The sequence below is a fragment of the Diaphorobacter sp. HDW4B genome, from assembly GCF_011305535.1.
Lineage (GTDB): Bacteria > Pseudomonadota > Gammaproteobacteria > Burkholderiales > Burkholderiaceae_C > Diaphorobacter_A.
In genome coordinates, this window is record NZ_CP049905.1 from 1,061,401 (window position 1) to 1,079,374 (window position 17,974).

Annotated in this window: 17 protein-coding genes and 1 tRNA gene; all 18 read right to left on the reverse strand. The window is 59.9% G+C overall.

Annotation, left to right across the window (positions count from 1 at the left end):
• Window positions 1-17 precede the first annotated feature (17 nt).
• The 18 genes from G7048_RS05050 to pnp all read right to left on the reverse strand — a co-directional run bounded on the left by G7048_RS05050 (window position 18) and on the right by pnp (window position 17,798).
• Window positions 18-1,493, reverse strand: a complete 1,476-nt coding sequence (locus G7048_RS05050) for an NADH-quinone oxidoreductase subunit M (protein ID WP_166067092.1) — start codon at window positions 1,491-1,493, stop codon at window positions 18-20.
• A gap of 17 nt (window positions 1,494-1,510) precedes the next feature.
• Window positions 1,511-3,550, reverse strand: coding sequence for an NADH-quinone oxidoreductase subunit L (gene nuoL, locus G7048_RS05055; RefSeq protein ID WP_205750336.1), 2,040 nt, complete (start codon window positions 3,548-3,550; stop codon window positions 1,511-1,513).
• 24 nt (window positions 3,551-3,574) lie between these two features.
• Window positions 3,575-3,883, reverse strand: a complete 309-nt coding sequence (nuoK, locus tag G7048_RS05060) for an NADH-quinone oxidoreductase subunit NuoK (RefSeq protein ID WP_166067093.1) — start codon at window positions 3,881-3,883, stop codon at window positions 3,575-3,577.
• Window positions 3,883-4,554 (reverse strand): NADH-quinone oxidoreductase subunit J, encoded by a 672-nt coding sequence (locus G7048_RS05065; protein ID WP_166067094.1) that lies wholly within the window; start codon window positions 4,552-4,554, stop codon window positions 3,883-3,885. The genes nuoK and G7048_RS05065 overlap by 1 nt, the downstream gene beginning before the upstream one ends.
• A gap of 34 nt (window positions 4,555-4,588) precedes the next feature.
• The gene (nuoI, locus tag G7048_RS05070; protein ID WP_166067095.1) at window positions 4,589-5,104 is read right to left on the reverse strand and encodes an NADH-quinone oxidoreductase subunit NuoI; all 516 of its coding nucleotides are present in this window, start codon (window positions 5,102-5,104) and stop codon (window positions 4,589-4,591) included.
• 12 nt (window positions 5,105-5,116) lie between these two features.
• On the reverse strand, window positions 5,117-6,199 hold the full coding sequence (nuoH, locus tag G7048_RS05075; RefSeq protein ID WP_166067096.1) for an NADH-quinone oxidoreductase subunit NuoH: 1,083 nt from the start codon (window positions 6,197-6,199) through the stop codon (window positions 5,117-5,119).
• Window positions 6,196-8,331 carry an NADH-quinone oxidoreductase subunit NuoG gene (nuoG, locus tag G7048_RS05080; RefSeq protein ID WP_166067097.1) on the reverse strand — a complete coding sequence of 712 codons (2,136 nt, stop codon included), beginning with the start codon at window positions 8,329-8,331 and terminating at the stop codon, window positions 6,196-6,198. The genes nuoH and nuoG overlap by 4 nt, the downstream gene beginning before the upstream one ends.
• A 25-nt stretch (window positions 8,332-8,356) precedes the next feature.
• A complete protein-coding gene (gene nuoF, locus G7048_RS05085; protein WP_166070806.1) occupies window positions 8,357-9,706 on the reverse strand; it encodes an NADH-quinone oxidoreductase subunit NuoF in 1,350 nt (449 codons plus the stop codon).
• On the reverse strand, window positions 9,706-10,197 hold the full coding sequence (gene nuoE / locus G7048_RS05090; RefSeq protein WP_166067098.1) for an NADH-quinone oxidoreductase subunit NuoE: 492 nt from the start codon (window positions 10,195-10,197) through the stop codon (window positions 9,706-9,708). Before nuoE ends, nuoF begins: the two co-directional genes overlap by 1 nt.
• Complete coding sequence (locus tag G7048_RS05095) at window positions 10,194-11,447, reverse strand: NADH-quinone oxidoreductase subunit D (protein ID WP_166067099.1); 1,254 nt, start codon at window positions 11,445-11,447, stop codon at window positions 10,194-10,196. Before G7048_RS05095 ends, nuoE begins: the two co-directional genes overlap by 4 nt.
• A 33-nt stretch (window positions 11,448-11,480) precedes the next feature.
• Window positions 11,481-12,089: an NADH-quinone oxidoreductase subunit C gene (locus G7048_RS05100; protein WP_166067100.1), complete on the reverse strand. Its 609-nt coding sequence runs from the start codon at window positions 12,087-12,089 to the stop codon at window positions 11,481-11,483.
• Window positions 12,090-12,099: 10 nt separating this feature from the next.
• On the reverse strand, window positions 12,100-12,579 hold the full coding sequence (locus G7048_RS05105; RefSeq protein WP_166067101.1) for an NADH-quinone oxidoreductase subunit B family protein: 480 nt from the start codon (window positions 12,577-12,579) through the stop codon (window positions 12,100-12,102).
• A 24-nt stretch (window positions 12,580-12,603) separates the two neighbouring features.
• Window positions 12,604-12,963, reverse strand: a complete 360-nt coding sequence (locus G7048_RS05110) for an NADH-quinone oxidoreductase subunit A (protein ID WP_166067102.1) — start codon at window positions 12,961-12,963, stop codon at window positions 12,604-12,606.
• A gap of 75 nt (window positions 12,964-13,038) precedes the next feature.
• Window positions 13,039-13,123 (reverse strand) — tRNA-Leu (locus G7048_RS05115).
• 125 nt (window positions 13,124-13,248) lie between these two features.
• A complete protein-coding gene (secG, locus tag G7048_RS05120; protein ID WP_166067103.1) occupies window positions 13,249-13,632 on the reverse strand; it encodes a preprotein translocase subunit SecG in 384 nt (127 codons plus the stop codon).
• Between the two features lie 39 nt (window positions 13,633-13,671).
• A complete protein-coding gene (gene tpiA, locus G7048_RS05125) occupies window positions 13,672-14,421 on the reverse strand; it encodes a triose-phosphate isomerase (RefSeq protein ID WP_166067104.1) in 750 nt (249 codons plus the stop codon).
• Window positions 14,418-15,422, reverse strand: a complete 1,005-nt coding sequence (locus tag G7048_RS05130) for an NAD(P)H-quinone oxidoreductase (RefSeq protein ID WP_205750337.1) — start codon at window positions 15,420-15,422, stop codon at window positions 14,418-14,420. The genes tpiA and G7048_RS05130 overlap by 4 nt, the downstream gene beginning before the upstream one ends.
• 135 nt (window positions 15,423-15,557) lie before the next feature.
• The gene (gene pnp / locus G7048_RS05135; RefSeq protein WP_166067105.1) at window positions 15,558-17,798 is read right to left on the reverse strand and encodes a polyribonucleotide nucleotidyltransferase; all 2,241 of its coding nucleotides are present in this window, start codon (window positions 17,796-17,798) and stop codon (window positions 15,558-15,560) included.
• Window positions 17,799-17,974 lie beyond the last annotated feature (176 nt).

Below are 17,974 nucleotides of genomic sequence, written 5' to 3' on the forward strand. Positions count from 1 at the left end.
CTCTCAATCCAGTCTGGTCAGTTCAGTTTCGACTGCGCCACGTGCTTGATCAGCTCGGCAACCGAAACGTCCATCACGTCAGTGAATGGCTTCGGATACAGACCCATGTACAGCACGGCAATCGCCAGAATCGCCAGCACGAGGAACTCGCGGCAGCCGATGTCCTTGAGCTCGGCCACATGTTCGTTGGCAACCGGGCCCAGATACACGCGCTTGTACATCCACAGGGTGTAGGCAGCGCCGAAGATCAGAGCAGTTGCGGAACCGAGACCGATCCAGAAGTTGTATTGCACGGCACCCAGAATCACCATCCATTCGCCGACGAAACCGGCAGTGGCTGGCAGACCGCAGTTGGCCATGGCGAACAGCAGCGCGAAGGCAGCGAACTTGGGCATGGTGTTGACCACGCCGCCGTAGGCCGAAATTTCACGCGAGTGAACGCGGTCGTACAGCACGCCGATGCACAGGAACATCGCGCCCGACACGAAACCGTGGGCAATCATCTGCACGATGCCGCCGGAGATGCCGAGGTTGTTGAAGATGAAGAAGCCCAGCGTCACGAAGCCCATGTGAGCCACTGACGAGTAAGCCACCAGCTTCTTCATGTCGCGCTGGACCAGAGCCACCACGCCGACGTAGATCACGGCGACGAGCGACAGGGTGATCATCAGCCATGCCCATTCGCGGGCAGCGTCAGGAGCGATCGGCAGCGAGAAGCGCAGGAAGCCGTAGGCACCCAGCTTCAGCATGATCGCGGCCAGCACGGCAGAGCCGCCGGTTGGCGCTTCCACGTGAACGTCCGGCAGCCAGGTGTGCACCGGGAACATCGGCACCTTCACGGCGAATGCTGCGAAGAAGGCGAAGAACAGCAGTGTCTGTGCCGTGGCCGACAGCGGCAGTGCGTGCCATGTGGCGATGTCGAAGCTGCCGCCCGAAGCGTTGTACAGGTAGATCAGCGCGATCAGCATCAAGAGCGAGCCGAACAGCGTGTACAGGAAGAACTTGAACGCGGCGTAGATGCGGTTCGGGCCGCCCCAGATACCGATGATCAGGTACATCGGGATCAGCGTGGCTTCGAAGAACACGTAGAACAGAATGCCGTCCAGCGCGGTGAACACGCCGATCATGATGCCCGAGAGGATCAGGAACGCGGCGAAGTACTGGTTCACGCGCTCGGTGATGTTTTCCCACGAGGCGATCACCACGATCACGGTGATGAAGGCGGTCAGCGGAACGAACCAGAAGCTCAGACCGTCCACACCCAGGTGGTAGTGCACGTTGAAGCGCTCGATCCACATGGCCTTTTCAACGAACTGCGCGGCGGCAGTCGTGTTGTCGAAACCACTGAACAGAGGCAGCGTGACTGCCAGTCCGACCAGTGCGCCGATCAGCGCGATCCAGCGCACCATCGGTGCCTGGCTGTCGCGACCGAAGAAGAGCAGCAGAACGCCAAAGGCGATCGGTGCCCAGATTGCAAGACTCAACAATCCCATTTTTCTTTTCTCCTACCTTACTTGTTGAGCCACACGAAGTACGTCATCAGTGCGAACACACCGAGGATCATGACCAACGCATAGTGGTAGAGATAACCAGTCTGCCAGCGACGAACCAGTTGACCCAGCTTGCCCGTGAGCTTCCAGGAGCCATTGACGATGGCGCCATCGATGATCGCCTGATCGCCGACCTTCCAGAAGAAGGTGCCGAACGCACGCGCACCGCGAGCGAAGATGTTTTCATACACCCAGTCCACGCCGTACTTGCCTTCCAGCACTTGATACAGGCCGATCTTCTTGGAGAAGGCCATGATTGCGGCAGGAATTTCAGGCTTGACCATGTAGAACACGAACGCAACCACAACACCCGCCAGAGCCAGCCAGAACGGAGCAGCGGTGAAACCGTGCAGCGCCATGGAAACCCAGTCGTGAATGTCTTCCTTGAGCTCGGCCATCGCGTGGTGCTTGGTGCCGTCCACGAAGATCACGCCCTTGAAGAAGTCGCCCAGCACCATCGGAGCCAGTGCGATCGCACCGATCACCACCGAAGGAATGGCCAACAGAATCAGCGGCAGCGTCACCACAGCAGGCGACTCGTGCGGCTTGGCATCATGGCCATGGCCGTGGTGGTCGTCATGTGCGTGATGGTCATCGTGGTGCGCATCGGGGTTCTGGTCGTAGCGCTCTTTACCGTGGAACACGATGAAGTACAGACGGAACGAATAGAACGCAGTGATGAACACGCCAGCCAGCACGGCGAAGTTGGCGAAGCCAGCAGCCGGCAGGTTGGAAGCGTGAACGGCTTCGATGATCGCGTCCTTCGAGTAGAAGCCCGAGAAGAACGGTGTACCGATCAGCGCCAGGTTGCCCAGCAGGAAGGTGATCCAGGTGATGGGCATGTACTTGCGCACGCCGCCCATCCAGCGGATGTCCTGATTGTGGTGCATGCCCATGATGACGGAACCGGCACCAAGGAACAGCAGTGCCTTGAAGAACGCGTGCGTCATCAGGTGGAACACGGAGACCGAGTAGGCCGACACGCCCAGAGCGATGGTCATGTAACCCAGCTGCGACAGCGTGGAGTATGCGATCACGCGCTTGATGTCGTTCTGGATGATGCCCAGGATACCCATGAACAGCGCGGTGATCGAGCCGATGATCAGGATCAGGTTCAGCGCCACATCCGACATTTCGAACAGCGGCGACATACGCGAGACCATGAAGATACCGGCGGTCACCATCGTCGCCGCGTGAATCAGCGCGGAGATGGGGGTTGGGCCTTCCATCGAATCAGGCAGCCATGCATGCAGCGGGAACTGCGCCGACTTGCCCATCGCGCCCACGAACAGGCAGATGGCAGTCACCGTGACCAGCAGCCAACCTGTGCCAGGCAGGGTCGTGTTCTGCAGCTCAGGCAGCTTGGCGAAGATTTCCGAGTAGTTCAGCGTACCGGTGTAGGCGGCGATCAGACCGATGCCGAGAATGAAGCCGAAGTCACCCACGCGGTTGACCAGGAACGCCTTCATGTTGGCGAAGATCGCGGTTTCCTTCTTGAAGTAGAAACCGATCAGCAGGTACGACACCAGACCCACGGCTTCCCAGCCGAAGAACAGCTGCAGCAGGTTGTTCGCCATCACCAGCATCAGCATGGAGAAGGTGAACAGCGAGATGTACGAGAAGAAGCGGTCGTAACCTTCGTCTTCCGCCATGTAGCCCATGGTGTAGATGTGAACCATCAGCGACACGAAGGTCACCACGCACATCATCATCGCGGTGATGCTGTCGATCAGAAAACCGATTTCCATCTTCAGGCCACCGACCTGCATCCAGGTGTAGATGGTCTGGTTGAATGTGGCGCCTTCAAAGACGACCTGCTTGAACACGAAAGCGGACAGCAGGAAGGAAAGCAGAACGCCCAGAATCGTCAGCGAACTGCTGCCGGTACGGCCGATCTTGTTGCCACCAAAGGCGGTGCCCCAGATACCCGCCAAGGCTGAGCCGACCAGCGGTGCCAAGGGCACTGCCAGCAGCATTGATGCATTAAGGGTTTGACTCATTCTTCAGAACCTTTGTTATGCGCCTCAACCCTTGAGGGTGTCGAGCTCTTCAGCGTTGATGTTGCGGTTGTTGCGGAACAGCAGCACCAGAATCGCCAGACCGATGGCCGACTCCGCGGCAGCCACAGTCAGGATGAAGAACACGAATACCTGGCCATGCATGTCGCCGAGGTAATGGGAGAACGCGACGAAATTCATATTGACGGCCAGGAGCATCAGCTCGATGGCCATCAGCAGAACGATGAGGTTCTTGCGATTGAGGAAAATGCCCACCACCGACATGGCGAACAGCATTGCGCCCAGTGCCAGAAAGTGACCCAACGTCAAAGTCATTATTTCTTCTCCTCTGCTGCGGGTTCAGCTTCTGGCGCAGCAGGTGCGACAGCCTTTTGCACAACGTCCATCTTCACGATCTTCAGACGATCGGAAGCACGAACGCGGATCTGCTCGGAAGCGCTGGTGGCCTTGCTGTCCTTGCGTTGACGCAGGGTCAGGGCAATGGCGGCAATCATCGCGACCAGCAGGATCACGGCAGCAATTTCAATCGGGTACAGGTACTCGGAGTACAGCAGCTTGCCCAGTTCCTTGGTGTTCGAATAAGGAATCACCTTGCCTGCGGCATCCAGCACCACAGCGGCTGCCTTGGGCTCTTCCATGCCGCGGAAACCGGACATGAGCACTGCCCCCATTTCAAACGCGATCAGCGCGCCGATGAAAGCGGCCAGCGGGAAATGCCGCCAGAAGCCCTGCCGCACGGTATCGATGTTGATGTCCAGCATCATCACCACGAACAGGAACAGCACCATCACGGCGCCGAGGTACACGAGCACCAGCGTGATGCCGAGGAATTCAGCCTTGAGCAGCAGCCAGATGGCGGCAGCTTGCGAGAAGGCCAGAATCAGATTGAGCACGGCGTGAACTGGGTTGCGCGCAGTGATCACTCGGAAGGCTGCAAAAAGCAGCACTGCCGAGAACAGGTAGAAAAATGCGGTTTTGGCGTCCATGAATCGAATCTTCTTTTGTGATCAAGGAGCCGCTTCAGCGGTACTTGGCATCTGCTGCCTTGTTGGCAGCGATTTCGGCTTCATAACGATCACCCACCGCCAGGAGCATGTCCTTGGTGTAGTACAGATCGCCACGCTTTTCGCCGTGGTATTCGAAGATGTGCGTCTCGACGATGGAGTCCACCGGGCAGCTTTCTTCGCAGAAACCACAGAAGATGCACTTGGTCAGATCGATGTCGTAGCGCGTGGTGCGGCGCGAGCCGTCATCGCGGACATCCGATTCGATGGTGATGGCCATCGCCGGGCAAACGGCTTCGCACAGCTTGCAGGCGATGCAGCGCTCTTCGCCGTTGTCGTAACGGCGCAGCGCGTGCAGACCACGAAAACGTGGCGAGAGTGGCGTCTTTTCTTCAGGGAACTGCACCGTGATCTTGCGACGGAAGGTGTAGCGGCCCGTCAGGGCCATGCCCTTGGCGAGTTCCCAGAGCATGAAGCTCTTGAAGAAATCCTTGATGGAGAAATTAGACGCAGGAGCAGTCACGGTAGTCATTCTTGTCCCCGCTTATTTCCAGATGTTCCAGGGCGACAGCAACCAGGCAGCAATCACGAGCAGCCAGATCAGAGTCACCGGGATGAAGATCTTCCAGCCCAAACGCATGATCTGGTCATAGCGGAAGCGCGGGAAGGTAGCGCGGATCCAGATGAACATGGACACCACGAGGAAGGTCTTGATCGCCAGCCAGATCCAGCCGGGGATGAAGCCGAGGAAGTCGAACGGTGGCAACCAGCCGCCGAGGAACATGATCACGGCCAGAATCGACACCAGCCACATGCTGGCGTATTCGGCCAAGAAGAACACCGCGAAGCCCATGCCCGAGTATTCGACCATGTGACCGGCCACGATTTCCGCTTCGCCTTCCACCACGTCAAATGGGTGGCGGTTGGTTTCAGCGACGGACGAGATCAGATAGACGATGAAGATCGGCAGTAGCGGCAGCCAGTTCCACGAGACAAAAGTACCCGCAAAGAAGCCATCAAATGCGACGCCCTTGGCTTGACCTGCAACGATCTCGGTCAGGTTCATCGAACCGGACACCATGATCACCACCAGGAAGCAGAAGCCCATGGCGATTTCGTAGGACACCATCTGTGCGGAAGCACGCAGCGCACCGAGGAAAGCGTACTTGGAGTTCGAAGACCAGCCAGCGATGATCACGCCGTAGACTTCGATCGACGTGATCGCCATGATCAGCAGCAGGCCAGCGTTCACGTTGGCCAGAGCGACATCGGGAGCGAAAGGAATCGCCACCCATGCGGCCAGCGCCGGCATGATCGCCATCAGTGGGCCCAGATAGAACAGGCCCTTGGCAGCAGCGGTCGGCTGAATCAGTTCCTTGGTCATCAGCTTCAGGCCGTCGGCCAGAGGCTGCAGCAGACCCATGGGGCCCACGCGGTTGGGGCCGAAGCGGATCTGCATGAAGCCCAGCAGCTTGCGCTCCCACAGCGTGAGGTAAGCCACGGCGCCCATCAGCGGAGCGACGATGCAGACGATCTTGATGAGGATCCAGAGCACTGGCCACACCACGGTCATCCACCAGCCCGCCTGAATGGCATTCAGGCCGCCGTTGTAGATTGCGTCGATCATTGCGCGGCTCCCTTCAGTGCTGCGCGACCGTCAGCAGTCAGTTGCAGCGAAGGCGCGCGGCGCACCAGGCTGTCCAGTTGGTAGATGCTTGCAACGCAAGGCTCGCCAGCGGCTGCGTTGGCAGCTTGCAGCGATGCGGAAGTCGCGTTGTTCAGCAGCTCGGCAGGAACCTGCACCACTTCGCCAGCTTGCTTGCCGGTGATGCGGGTGAGAACGTCTTGCGAGGTCTCGTAGTTCATGTCGGCCAGGCCCATCAGGTTGCCCAGCACGCGCAGCACCTTCCATGCAGGACGGGCTTCGCCAGCAGGCTTGACCACGGCATGGAAGCTCTGCACGCGGCCTTCCGCGTTCACGAACGTGCCAGCGGTTTCGCTGAACGGCGCGATCGGCAGCAGCACGTCGCTGAAGTCCATGTTGGTCTTGAACGGGCTCATGGTCACGACCATTTGCGCGTTGTTCAGACCGGCCTTGGCAGCAGCACCGGCGGCGGAGTCGAATTCAGGCTCGGTGTTCAGCAGCAGCACGGCCTTCAAAGCGCCTTGCAGCATCTGGCCTGCATTCAGACCGTCTTGCTGTGGCTGGGCCTTGACCCATTGCGCGCCCACGGTGTTGGCGGCTTCGGTCAGATAACCGACGGAAGCGCCGGTCTGCTCGCCAATCCACTTGGCCAGAGCCAGCAGGTTGGAGGCATTGGCGTGGTGAGCGGCAGCGTTGCCCAGCAGAATCGCCTTGCGCTCGCCGGACAGCAGCGAAGCGGCCACGGCACGGGCGCCTTCGCTCACGCTGTCCACGGCGACCGGAGTCGGCATGGACTTTTCAGCGGCGACGGCGGCAACCACTTGCGCCAGCGCGTCGGTCCACAGAGCGGACGGAGCGACGATGGCTTGCGACACGGGCATGGCCCAGTCGTACACGGTGGCGTTGATGGCGTTGACCGCGCAGCCCTTGCGGGTGGCCTGACGAATGCGCTGTGCGAACAGCGGATGGTCCTTGCGCAGGTTGGAGCCGACGACCAGCACCGATTGCAGGGTGGACAACGAAGCGATCGAAGTGCCCAGCCATTGCACGCCTTCGCTCTTGGCGAATTCGGCGTTGCGCAGACGATGGTCGATGTTGTCGCTGCCCACGCCACGCACGAGAGCATCGGCCAGATACAGCTCTTCCAGCGTGCTGTGCGGGCTCACCAGAGCGCCGATGCTCTTGGCACCATGGTCGTTCTTGATGCCGCGCAGGCCGTTGGCCACGTATTCGAGGGCAGTCTGCCAGTCGACTTCCTTCCACTCGCCGCCCTGCTTGAGCATGGGCTTGGTGAGGCGGTCGGCACCGTTGAGAGCTTCGTAGGAGAAGCGGTCACGGTCGGCAATCCAGCATTCGTTGACTTCTTCGTTCTCAAGTGGAACGACGCGCATGACCTTGTGGTTCTTGACCTGAACGATCAGGTTGGAGCCCGTGGAGTCGTGCGGAGAAACCGACTTGCGGCGCGACAGTTCCCAAGTACGGGCGCTGTAGCGGAAAGGCTTGCTGGTGAGCGCGCCGACCGGGCAGATGTCGATCATGTTGCCCGAGAGTTCGGAGTCCACCGTATCGCCCACCACCGTGGTGATTTCGGAGTGTTCGCCGCGATGGATCATGCCGAGTTCCATCACGCCGGCGACTTCCTGACCAAAGCGCACGCAGCGTGTGCAGTGGATGCAGCGGGTCATTTCCTGCATGGAAATCAGCGGGCCCACGTCCTTGACGGGCACGACGCGCTTTTCTTCTTCGTAGCGCGAAGAAGAACCGCCGTAGCCGACCGCCAAATCCTGCAGCTGGCACTCGCCGCCCTGATCGCAGATCGGGCAATCCAGCGGGTGATTGATCAGCAGGAATTCCATCACCGATTGCTGGGCCTTGATGGCCTTGTCGCTCTTGGTGCGAACGATCATGCCCTGCGTCACGGGCGTGGCGCAGGCGGGCATCGGCTTGGGAGCCTTTTCAACATCCACAAGGCACATGCGGCAGTTGGCCGCAATGGACAGCTTCTTGTGGTAGCAGAAGTGAGGAATGTAGGTACCGGCTTTCTCGGCTGCATGCATGACCATGCTGCCTTCCGTTATCTCTACCTTCTTACCGTCCAGTTCAATTTCAACCATATGCTTTTCTCGCGATCCGGCGGCTTCAGGCAGCCTGCTTGGAAGCGTTCTGGATCTTCGCTTCAAACTCGTGACGGAAGTGCTTGATCATGGCGCGAACCGGCATCGCTGCCGCATCGCCCAGCGCACAGATCGTGCGGCCCATGATGTTCAGGGACACCGAATCCAGCAATTCGATATCTTCCGGACGGCCTTCGCCGTGCTGAATGCGATTGACCACGCGCCACAGCCAGCCCGTGCCTTCGCGGCAAGGCGTGCACTGTCCGCACGATTCGTGGGAATAGAAGTACGACAGACGCAGCAGGCTCTCGACCATGTCGCGCGAGTCGTCCATCACGATCACAGCGCCCGAGCCCAACATCGAGCCAGCCTTGGAGATGGAATCGTAGTCCATCGTGCATTGCATCATGATGTCAGCAGGCAGCACGGGCGACGACGATCCACCGGGGATCACCGCTTTGAGCTTGCGACCTGTGCGCACACCGCCAGCCAACTCGAGCAGCTTGCTGAAAGGCGTGCCCAGCGGCACTTCGAAGTTGCCGGGCATGTTGACGTCACCACTCACCGAGAAGATCTTGGTGCCGCCGTTGTTGGGCTTGCCGCATTCGAGGTAGGCCTGACCACCGTTGCGGATGATCCATGGCACAGCTGCGAATGTTTCGGTGTTGTTGATGGTGGTGGGCTTGCCGTACAGGCCGAAGCTGGCCGGGAACGGTGGCTTGAAGCGCGGTTGGCCCTTCTTGCCTTCGAGCGATTCGAGCAGAGCCGTTTCTTCGCCGCAGATGTAGGCGCCGAAACCATGGTGCGCGTGCAGCTGGAAGCTGAAGCTGCTGCCCATGATGTTGTCGCCCAGATAACCGGCGGCACGGGCTTCTTCCAGAGCCGCTTCGAAGCGGTCATACACCTGGAAAATTTCACCGTGGATGTAGTTGTAACCCACCGAGATGCCCATCGCATACGCGGCAATGATCATGCCTTCGATGACGATGTGGGGGTTGAACATCAGGATGTCGCGGTCCTTGCAGGTGCCTGGCTCGCCTTCGTCGGAATTGCAGACGAGGTGCTTCTGACCGGGGAAGTTGCGGGGCATGAAGCTCCACTTCAGACCCGTGGGGAAGCCAGCGCCGCCGCGACCACGCAGGCCGCTTTCCTTCATGGTGGCGATCACCTGGTCTTGCGTCAGACCTTCGCCGCCATCCTTGCCCAGAAGCTTGCGCAGGGCCACATAGCCACCGCGTGCTTCGTAGTCCTTGATGGACCAGTTGCTGCCGTTCAGATCGGCGTAGATCTGCGGATTGATGTGGCGGTCGTGGAAGCAGGTTTCGACGCCCGTGGCGGCGAACTTTTCCAGCACTGCATTGGCTGCTGCATTCATCATGCCTTGCCCTCCGCAGCCTTGAGGCCGTCGATCAGTTCGTCGAGCTTTTCGTTGCTCATGAAGCTGCACATGCAGCGGTCGTTCACCAGCATCACGGGCGAATCGGCGCACGCGCCGAGGCATTCCGATTGCTGCAGCGTGAACATGCCGTCAGTTGTGGTCTGGCCCATCTTGATGCCCAGCTTGTGCTCAAGGTGGTGCAGCGCCTTGTAGCCGTCGCGCAGCTGGCAAGGCAGATTGGTGCAGACGTTCAGCTTGTACTTGCCAACGGGTTGCTGGTTGTACATGTTGTAGAACGTGGTGACTTCGTGCACCGCGATCTCGGGCATGCCCAGAACTTCGGCAATCACGGCCTCGCTCTCGGCACTCACCCAGCCCTGTTCCTGCTGGACGATGGACAGGCACGCCATGACGGCGGACTGCTTCTGGTCAGCCGGGTACTTGGCCACCTCACGCGCAAAGCGTTCTTTGGTCGCTTCGGTAATCATCGGTCAACGTCTCCAAACACGATGTCCAGGGTGCTCAGCACCATCACAGCATCGGCCAGCATGTGGCCGCGGCACAGCTCGTCCATGGCGGACAGATGTGCGAATCCTGGTGGACGGATCTTCAGGCGATAAGGCTTGTTGGCCCCGTCGCTGATCAGGTAAATGCCGAACTCGCCCTTGGGGTGCTCGACGGATGCGTAGGCTTCGCCTTCCGGCACGTGGAAACCTTCGGTGAAGAGCTTGAAATGGTGGATCAGGTCCTCCATGTTGCTCTTCATGCCTTCACGATCTGGCGGTGCAATCTTGTGATTTTCAGTGATGACCGGACCCGGGTTGGCCTTGAGCCAGTCCACACACTGCTTGACGATGCGGTTCGATTCGCGCATTTCGGCCACGCGCACCAGATAGCGGTCGTAGCAGTCGCCCTTGGTGCCCACTGGCACGTCGAAATCCATGCGGTCATAGACTTCGTAGGGCTGCGTCTTGCGCATGTCCCAGGCCACACCGGATGCACGCAGCATCGGGCCAGTCAGGCCGAGGTTCATGGCGCGCTCTGCGGTCACCACGCCGATGTCGACGTTGCGCTGCTTCCAGATGCGGTTGTCGGTGAGCAGTGTTTCGTACTCGTCGCAATTCTTGGGGAAGCGTGCCGTGAAGTCGTCGATGAAATCGAGCAGCGTGCCTTGACGGTTCTTGTTGATCTCTTCGATGGCGCGGGCGTTGCGGATCTTGCTTGCCTTGTACTGAGGCATCGATTCCGGCAGATCGCGGTACACGCCACCCGGACGAAAGTAAGCCGCATGCATGCGCGCGCCGGACACGGCTTCGTACATGTCCATCAGGTCTTCACGTTCGCGGAACGAGTAGATCAGGATGGTGGAGCTGCCCGCGTCGTTGCCCGACGAACCCAGCCACATCAGGTGATTCATGATGCGGGTGATTTCGGAGTACATCACGCGGATGTACTGCGCGCGGATCGGCACTTCGATGCCAAGCAGCTTCTCGATGGCCAAGCAGTAAGCGTGCTCGTTGCACATCATCGAGCAGTAATCCAGTCGGTCCATGTAGGGCAGCGACTGGATGTAGGTCTTGCTCTCGGCGAGCTTTTCAGTGGCGCGGTGCAGCAGACCGATGTGAGGGTCGGCACGTTGCACGACTTCGCCGTCCAGCTCCAGCACCAAGCGCAGCACACCGTGCGCGGCCGGATGCTGCGGACCAAAGTTCAGGGAATAGTTCTTGATTTCAGCCATGTTCTTCCGTCAAAAAGGCGCCTAAGGCGCCTCTCAGTGCAGGCCTCCGTATTTGTCTTCCCGGATGATGCGCGGCGTGATCTCGCGGGGCTCGATGGTGACCGGTTGGTACACGACACGGGCAGCCTCGGCGTCGTAACGCATTTCGACATGACCGGAGAGCGGGAAGTCCTTGCGGAACGGGTGACCGATGAAGCCGTAGTCGGTCAGAATGCGGCGCAGATCGTCGTGGCCATCGAATACGATGCCGAACAGATCGAATGCTTCGCGCTCGAACCAGTTGGCCGCGCTCCAGATTTCGGACAGCGTGGGCAGCACGGGGAAATCGTCATCCGCGCAGAACACGCGAACGCGCACGCGCTGGTTCAGGCTGATCGACAGCAGGTGCGAGACCACGGCAAAACGTGGGCCGTCGGTGCCGACGCCAGCGTAGGCGGAGTAATCAACGCCGCACAGGTCCAGCAGCACTTCGAACTTGCAGCCAGGAGCGTCGTGCAACAGGCGCATGACGTCCACATAGTTGGCGGCAGGCACTTCGATCGTCACTTCGTCGAGCGCCACAGTCACGGAACGCACCTTGTCGCCGAGCACGGCTGCGAGGTTGCCCTTCAGGACTTCGGGGTGAATTGCATTGACAGTCATGTTCACCTCTTCAGACGCGAGCGATGGTGTGCGTGCGGCGAATCTTCTGCTGCAGCTGGATGATGCCGTAGATCAGCGCTTCGGCGGTCGGAGGGCAACCAGGCACATACACGTCCACCGGCACGATGCGATCGCAACCGCGCACCACGGAATAGCTGTAGTGGTAATAACCGCCACCGTTCGCGCACGAACCCATGGAGATCACCCAGCGCGGCTCGGACATCTGGTCGTACACCTTGCGCATGGCCGGAGCCATCTTGTTGCACAGAGTGCCGGCCACAATCATCAGATCGGAGTGACGTGGGCTGGCGCGGAACACTTCGGCGCCGAAGCGACCGATGTCGTAACGCGCAGCGGCCGCATGCATCATCTCCACCGCACAACAGGCCAGACCAAAGGTCATCGGCCAAATCGATCCGGTCTTGGCCCAGTTCACCACAGAGTCGTAGCTCGTGGTGACGAAGCCTTTGCTCATCACACCTTCAATCATCGTGTTTGTCCTTGTTGCGACCGGTTATTCCCAGTCAAGGGCGCCCTTTTTCCACTCGTAGGCGAAGCCCACGACCAGAATGGCCAAGAAGACCAGCACTGCCACAAATCCTGTCATGCCGACGTCTTGCAGAGTCACCGCCCACGGGAAGAGGAAGGCGATTTCCAGATCGAACAGGATGAAGAGAATGGCAACGAGGTAGTAACGCACATCGAACTTCATTCGAGCGTCATCAAAGGCCTCAAAGCCGCATTCGTAAGGGGAGTTTTTTGCCGCGTCCGGGCGATTGGGGCCCAGGATGTATCCCAGCACCAGAGGTACGACGCCTACGCCGATCCCCACCAGGATGAACAAGAGGACGGGGAGGTATTGATCGAGGTTCATCGGAGGCTCACCGCAGAAGGCCAGGACCCGGGCTTGTTGCTTGCTTGAACAAGCCCGGGATTGGTCTTTGTGTATTGGTGCCGTCGGCGAGACTCGAACTCGCACAGCTTTCGCCACTACCCCCTCAAGATAGCGTGTCTACCAATTTCACCACGACGGCTTTTGACTGTGTCCGGATGGCATGAGGAACTTGTCTCAACAAGTTTGTTTGGCTTTCCAGACAGAACGAGATTCTACCCCGGAAAAACCCTGTCACACCAAAGTCGGTAGAAATTTCTCAGCTTTTTAGTTCTTCGGAATTTCAGCAGCGCCGGAAGCCGACACAGCAGCAGGAGTCGCCACATCGGAAGCGGCTGCGGATGCAGTGCTTGCTGGTGCAACAGGAACCGAAGCGGCCGGGCCTTCCAGAACACTGCCCGTGCTGGTGGGACGCACATTGCCGAAATAAGCCAGTGCCAGCGTGGTCACGAAGAACACAGTGGCCAGGCCTGCTGTCATGCGCGACAGGAAGTTGGCACTGCCGGATGCACCGAACAGGCTGCCGGAACTGCCGCTGCCGAAGGCCGCACCCATGTCGGCGCCCTTGCCGTGCTGCATGAGGATCAGACCGATCATGCCCAACGCGGACAGGATCTGCACCGCCAGAATAATATTGACAACCATTGCCATGTTCACACTCCTAATTGATTCGAGACGAGGCAGCCGCGCTTACTGGGCTGCAGAAATGATTTGCAGGAAGTCGGCAGCCTTCAGCGAAGCGCCACCCACCAGACCTCCATCGATATCAGGCTGAGCCAGCAGCTCCGCCGCATTGGCCGCATTCATGCTGCCGCCGTACAGCAGCTTGATGCCCGCCGCTTTTTGCGAGGCCGCCGCAAGCTGCGCACGCAGCACGGCATGCACTTGCTGAGCCTGCTCGGGCGTGGCCGTCTTGCCGGTGCCGATGGCCCAGACTGGCTCATAGGCCACGATGATTTCGCTCACGCAGTGCGTGACCGAGTGGATCGCAGCCGCCAGTTGGCGCTTGACCACCGCTTCGGTCTTGCCGTCTTCGCGCTCGGCGAGCGTCTCGCCCACACACACGATGGGCGTGATGCCCGCAGCCAGTGCACGCTGCGCCTTGGCACCGACGATGGCATCGGTTTCGCCATGGTACTGGCGGCGCTCCGAGTGACCGACCAGCACGTAGCGTGTACCGAATTCCTTGAGCATGCCCACCGACATCTCGCCGGTGTACGCGCCGGATTCATGGGCCGACACATCCTGCGCAGCCAGAGCAATCGGCGAATTGGCAACGAGTTGCTGCACTTGCGCGAGGTATGGCGCAGGCACGGCCACGGCGATGTCGCAACGCGCACGCGCGCCGACACCGTCACGCAGCGCGCTCAGCAACGCGGCATTGGCAGCCAGGCTGCCATTCATTTTCCAGTTTCCGGCGATGAGTTTCTTGTTGTTCATATGCCCCAAGTCAGAACGATCTTGCCTGTATGTTGATTGGATTCCATGAGCTCGTGCGCCTTGGCCGCCTCTTCGGCCGCGAAGGTGCTGTGAATCACCGGACGCACCTTGCCGGAAGCAAGCAGCGGCCAAACCTTTTCACGCAACGCCTTCGCAATCGCACCCTTGAACGCTTCCGAACGCGGGCGCAACGTGGAGCCCGTGATCGTCAGTCGCTTGCGCAGCACCAGGCCCGCATTGACCTCGGCCTTCACACCACCTTGTACCGCGATGATGACGATGCGCCCGTCTTCCGCGAGGCACTCCACCTCGCGTGCGACGTACGAACCAGCCACCATATCGAGCACGACGTCCACACCCTTGTCACCCGTGATGCGGCGCGCCTCGGCCACGAAGTCCTGCGTCTTGTAGTTGATCGCGTGATCCGCACCGAGTTCAAGGCAGTTCTGGTATTTTTCGTCGGAGCCAGCGGTCACGATCACCGTCGCGCCGAAGGCTTTGCCGAGTTGGATCGCCGTCACGCCGATGCCGCTGCTGCCACCCTGGATCAACAACGTCTCGCCCGCCTGCAGATGGCCACGGTCAAACACATTGCTCCACACGGTGAAGAACGTCTCGGGCAGCGATGCCGCCTCGATGTCACTGAAACCTTCGGGCACCGGCAGGCATTGCACGACTGGCGCCACGCAATATTCGGCATAGCCGCCACCGGCAATCAGCGCGCAGACGCGGTCACCGACCTGGATGCCAGCAACCTTCATCGCCCCGGCGTCACCCGCCTCGACGACACCCGCCACCTCCAGCCCCGGCAGATCCGAAGCACCAGCGGGCGGCGCATACGCACCCTTGCGCTGCAGCACGTCCGGACGATTGATGCCGCTCGCGCGCACGCGAATCAGCACTTCGCCCTTGCCAGCTTGAGGCACCGGGCGTTCACAGATTTTCAGCCCCTCGGGCGGACCAAATGCCGTGATCTCCACGGCACGCATTGTCGACGTCATCCTTCAACGATCCAAGGTTTTGGCGTCCGGCATCCGGACCCGCAGGAGGAGCACAGACACCCATTGCCCGCACACTCCTCCTGAAACGAAACATGCCGCCAGTCCCCAAAGACTGACGGCACCGGCCCTCACAGCTTATTGCTGTTGCTGCTGTTGTTGGTCGTCGCGGTTTTCACGACGCTCGCCGCGGTCATCGCGACGTTCGCGGCGCTCGCCACCACGGTCACCGCGATCGCCACGGTCACCACGCTCTTGAGGAGCGGGACGGCCGCTGTCACCAGCAGGACGATCCAGCAGCGCCTTCATCGACAGCTTGACGCGACCCTTTTCGTCGGTTTCCAGAACCTTGACCTTTACGATCTGGCCTTCTTGCAGATAGTCGGACACCTTCTCCACGCGCTCGTGAGCGATCTGGGAGATGTGCAGCAGACCGTCCTTGCCTGGCAGCAGGTTGATCAGCGCGCCGAAGTCGAGAATCTTGGTGACCGGGCCTTCGTAGACCTTGCCGATTTCCACTTCCGCAGTGATCTGCTCGATGCGGCGCTTGGCCTCATCTGCCTTCGCGCCGTCTGTGGCGGCGATGGTGATGGTGCCGTCTTCCTCGATGTTGATCTGCGTGCCGGTTTCTTCGGTCAGCGCACGGATGGTGGCGCCGCCCTTGCCGATCACGTCACGGATCTTCTCGGGGTTGATCTTCATGGTGTAGAGCTTGGGAGCGAAGTTCGACACTTCGGTCTTGGCTTCGCCCATCGCTTCTTGCATCTTGCCCAGGATGTGCATGCGCGCTTCCTTGGCCTGCGCCAGAGCGACTTGCATGATTTCCTTGGTGATGCCCTGGATCTTGATGTCCATCTGCAGCGCGGTGATACCGTTGGTGGTGCCGGCCACCTTGAAGTCCATGTCGCCCAGATGATCTTCGTCACCCAGAATGTCGGTCAGCACGGCGAAGCGGTTGTCTTCCTTGATCAGACCCATGGCGATACCCGCCACGTGTGCCTTCATCGGAACGCCAGCGTCCATCATCGACAGGCAGCCGCCGCAGACCGAAGCCATCGACGAAGAACCGTTCGATTCAGTGATTTCCGACACCACACGGATCGTGTAGGGGAATTCTTCCTTGGTCGGCAACACGGCGATCAGTGCGCGCTTGGCCAGACGGCCGTGGCCGATTTCGCGGCGCTTGGTCGAGCCCATGCGGCCCACTTCGCCGGTGGCAAAGGGAGGCATGTTGTAGTGGAAAATGAAGCGGTCTTCGAACTCGCCGGCCAGCGCGTCGATGCGCTGCGCGTCGCGCTCGGTGCCCAGTGTGGAGATCACCAGAGCTTGGGTTTCACCACGTGTGAACAGCGCCGAACCGTGCGTGCGTGGCAGCACGGAGTTGCGGATTTCGATAGGACGCACGGTGCGTGTGTCGCGACCGTCGATGCGTGGCTCGCCGGCCAGAATCTGGCTGCGAACGATCTTGGCTTCGATTTCGAACAACAGGCCTTCAACCTTCACCGCGTCGAATTCAGCGCCTTCGGCCTTGAGCGCAGCCAGCACGGAAGCCGAAGCTTCGCGCAGAGCTTGCGTACGGGCTTGCTTGGAGCGGATCTGATAGGCCGCGCGCAGCTTGTCTTCAGCCAGTGCGTTGACCTTGGCGATGAACGGCTCGTCCTTGGCAGGAGCTTGCCAGTCCCACACGGGCTTGCCAGCGTCGCGCACCAGTTCGTGGATCGCGTTGATGGCGATCTTGCCCTGGTCGTGACCGAACACCACGGCGCCCAGCATCACTTCTTCAGGCAGTTGCTGCGCTTCGGACTCAACCATCAGCACGGCGGCTTCAGTACCGGCCACGATCAGGTCCATCTGCGAATCCTTGCGGGCAGTCTGACCTGGGTTCAGCACGTATTCGCCGTTGATGTAACCCACGCGGGCTGCACCGATAGGACCGTTGAACGGAATGCCGGAGATCGACAGAGCAGCGGACACGGCGATCATCGCGGCGATGTCGGCGTCGACTTCAGGATTCAGCGAAATGGTGTGGATGACCACGTGCACTTCGTTGTAGAAACCTTCCGGGAACAGTGGACGGATCGGACGGTCGATCAGGCGGCTGGTCAGCGTTTCGAGTTCGCTGGGCTTGGCTTCGCGCTTGAAGAAGCTGCCGGGGATCTTGCCTGCGGCGTATGTCTTCTCAATGTAGTCCACGGTCAGCGGGAAGAAATCCTGACCGGCCTTGGCGTTCTTGGAACCAACAACGGTTGCCAGCACCACGGTGTCGTCGATGTTGACGAGCACGGCACCGGAAGCCTGACGGGCGATTTCACCGGTTTCCATGACGACGGTCTTGTCGCCCCATTGGAAGCTCTTGGTCACTTTGTTGAACATGGTCATTGAAATGAACTCCATTCGTTGTTGTGGGTGGCGGAGAACCAGTCCCCGCCTGTGGTGGAGAGCAATTCAGAACACGATGCCATTCCAGTGAGCCTGCCCTTTTGCGAGGGTCGGCAAGCCCATTGGAATGACACAGCTTCGCTCTTTATTGCCTCTCCGAAGTAAAAAACGCCTGA

What these genes read in the sequence shown, in the direction of transcription:
- G7048_RS05050 (WP_166067092.1), bottom strand. Translation starts at nt 1,493, where the DNA reads ATGGGATTGTTGAGTCTTGCAATCTGGGCACCGATCGCCTTTGGCGTT.
- nuoL (WP_205750336.1), bottom strand. Translation starts at nt 3,550, where the DNA reads ATGAGTCAAACCCTTAATGCATCAATGCTGCTGGCAGTGCCCTTGGCA.
- nuoK (WP_166067093.1), bottom strand. Translation starts at nt 3,883, where the DNA reads ATGACTTTGACGTTGGGTCACTTTCTGGCACTGGGCGCAATGCTGTTC.
- G7048_RS05065 (WP_166067094.1), bottom strand. Translation starts at nt 4,554, where the DNA reads ATGGACGCCAAAACCGCATTTTTCTACCTGTTCTCGGCAGTGCTGCTT.
- nuoI (WP_166067095.1), bottom strand. Translation starts at nt 5,104, where the DNA reads ATGACTACCGTGACTGCTCCTGCGTCTAATTTCTCCATCAAGGATTTC.
- nuoH (WP_166067096.1), bottom strand. Translation starts at nt 6,199, where the DNA reads ATGATCGACGCAATCTACAACGGCGGCCTGAATGCCATTCAGGCGGGC.
- nuoG (WP_166067097.1), bottom strand. Translation starts at nt 8,331, where the DNA reads ATGGTTGAAATTGAACTGGACGGTAAGAAGGTAGAGATAACGGAAGGC.
- nuoF (WP_166070806.1), bottom strand. Translation starts at nt 9,706, where the DNA reads ATGAATGCAGCAGCCAATGCAGTGCTGGAAAAGTTCGCCGCCACGGGC.
- nuoE (WP_166067098.1), bottom strand. Translation starts at nt 10,197, where the DNA reads ATGATTACCGAAGCGACCAAAGAACGCTTTGCGCGTGAGGTGGCCAAG.
- G7048_RS05095 (WP_166067099.1), bottom strand. Translation starts at nt 11,447, where the DNA reads ATGGCTGAAATCAAGAACTATTCCCTGAACTTTGGTCCGCAGCATCCG.
- G7048_RS05100 (WP_166067100.1), bottom strand. Translation starts at nt 12,089, where the DNA reads ATGACTGTCAATGCAATTCACCCCGAAGTCCTGAAGGGCAACCTCGCA.
- G7048_RS05105 (WP_166067101.1), bottom strand. Translation starts at nt 12,579, where the DNA reads ATGATTGAAGGTGTGATGAGCAAAGGCTTCGTCACCACGAGCTACGAC.
- G7048_RS05110 (WP_166067102.1), bottom strand. Translation starts at nt 12,963, where the DNA reads ATGAACCTCGATCAATACCTCCCCGTCCTCTTGTTCATCCTGGTGGGG.
- secG (WP_166067103.1), bottom strand. Translation starts at nt 13,632, where the DNA reads ATGGCAATGGTTGTCAATATTATTCTGGCGGTGCAGATCCTGTCCGCG.
- tpiA (WP_166067104.1), bottom strand. Translation starts at nt 14,421, where the DNA reads ATGAACAACAAGAAACTCATCGCCGGAAACTGGAAAATGAATGGCAGC.
- G7048_RS05130 (WP_205750337.1), bottom strand. Translation starts at nt 15,422, where the DNA reads ATGACGTCGACAATGCGTGCCGTGGAGATCACGGCATTTGGTCCGCCC.
- pnp (WP_166067105.1), bottom strand. Translation starts at nt 17,798, where the DNA reads ATGACCATGTTCAACAAAGTGACCAAGAGCTTCCAATGGGGCGACAAG.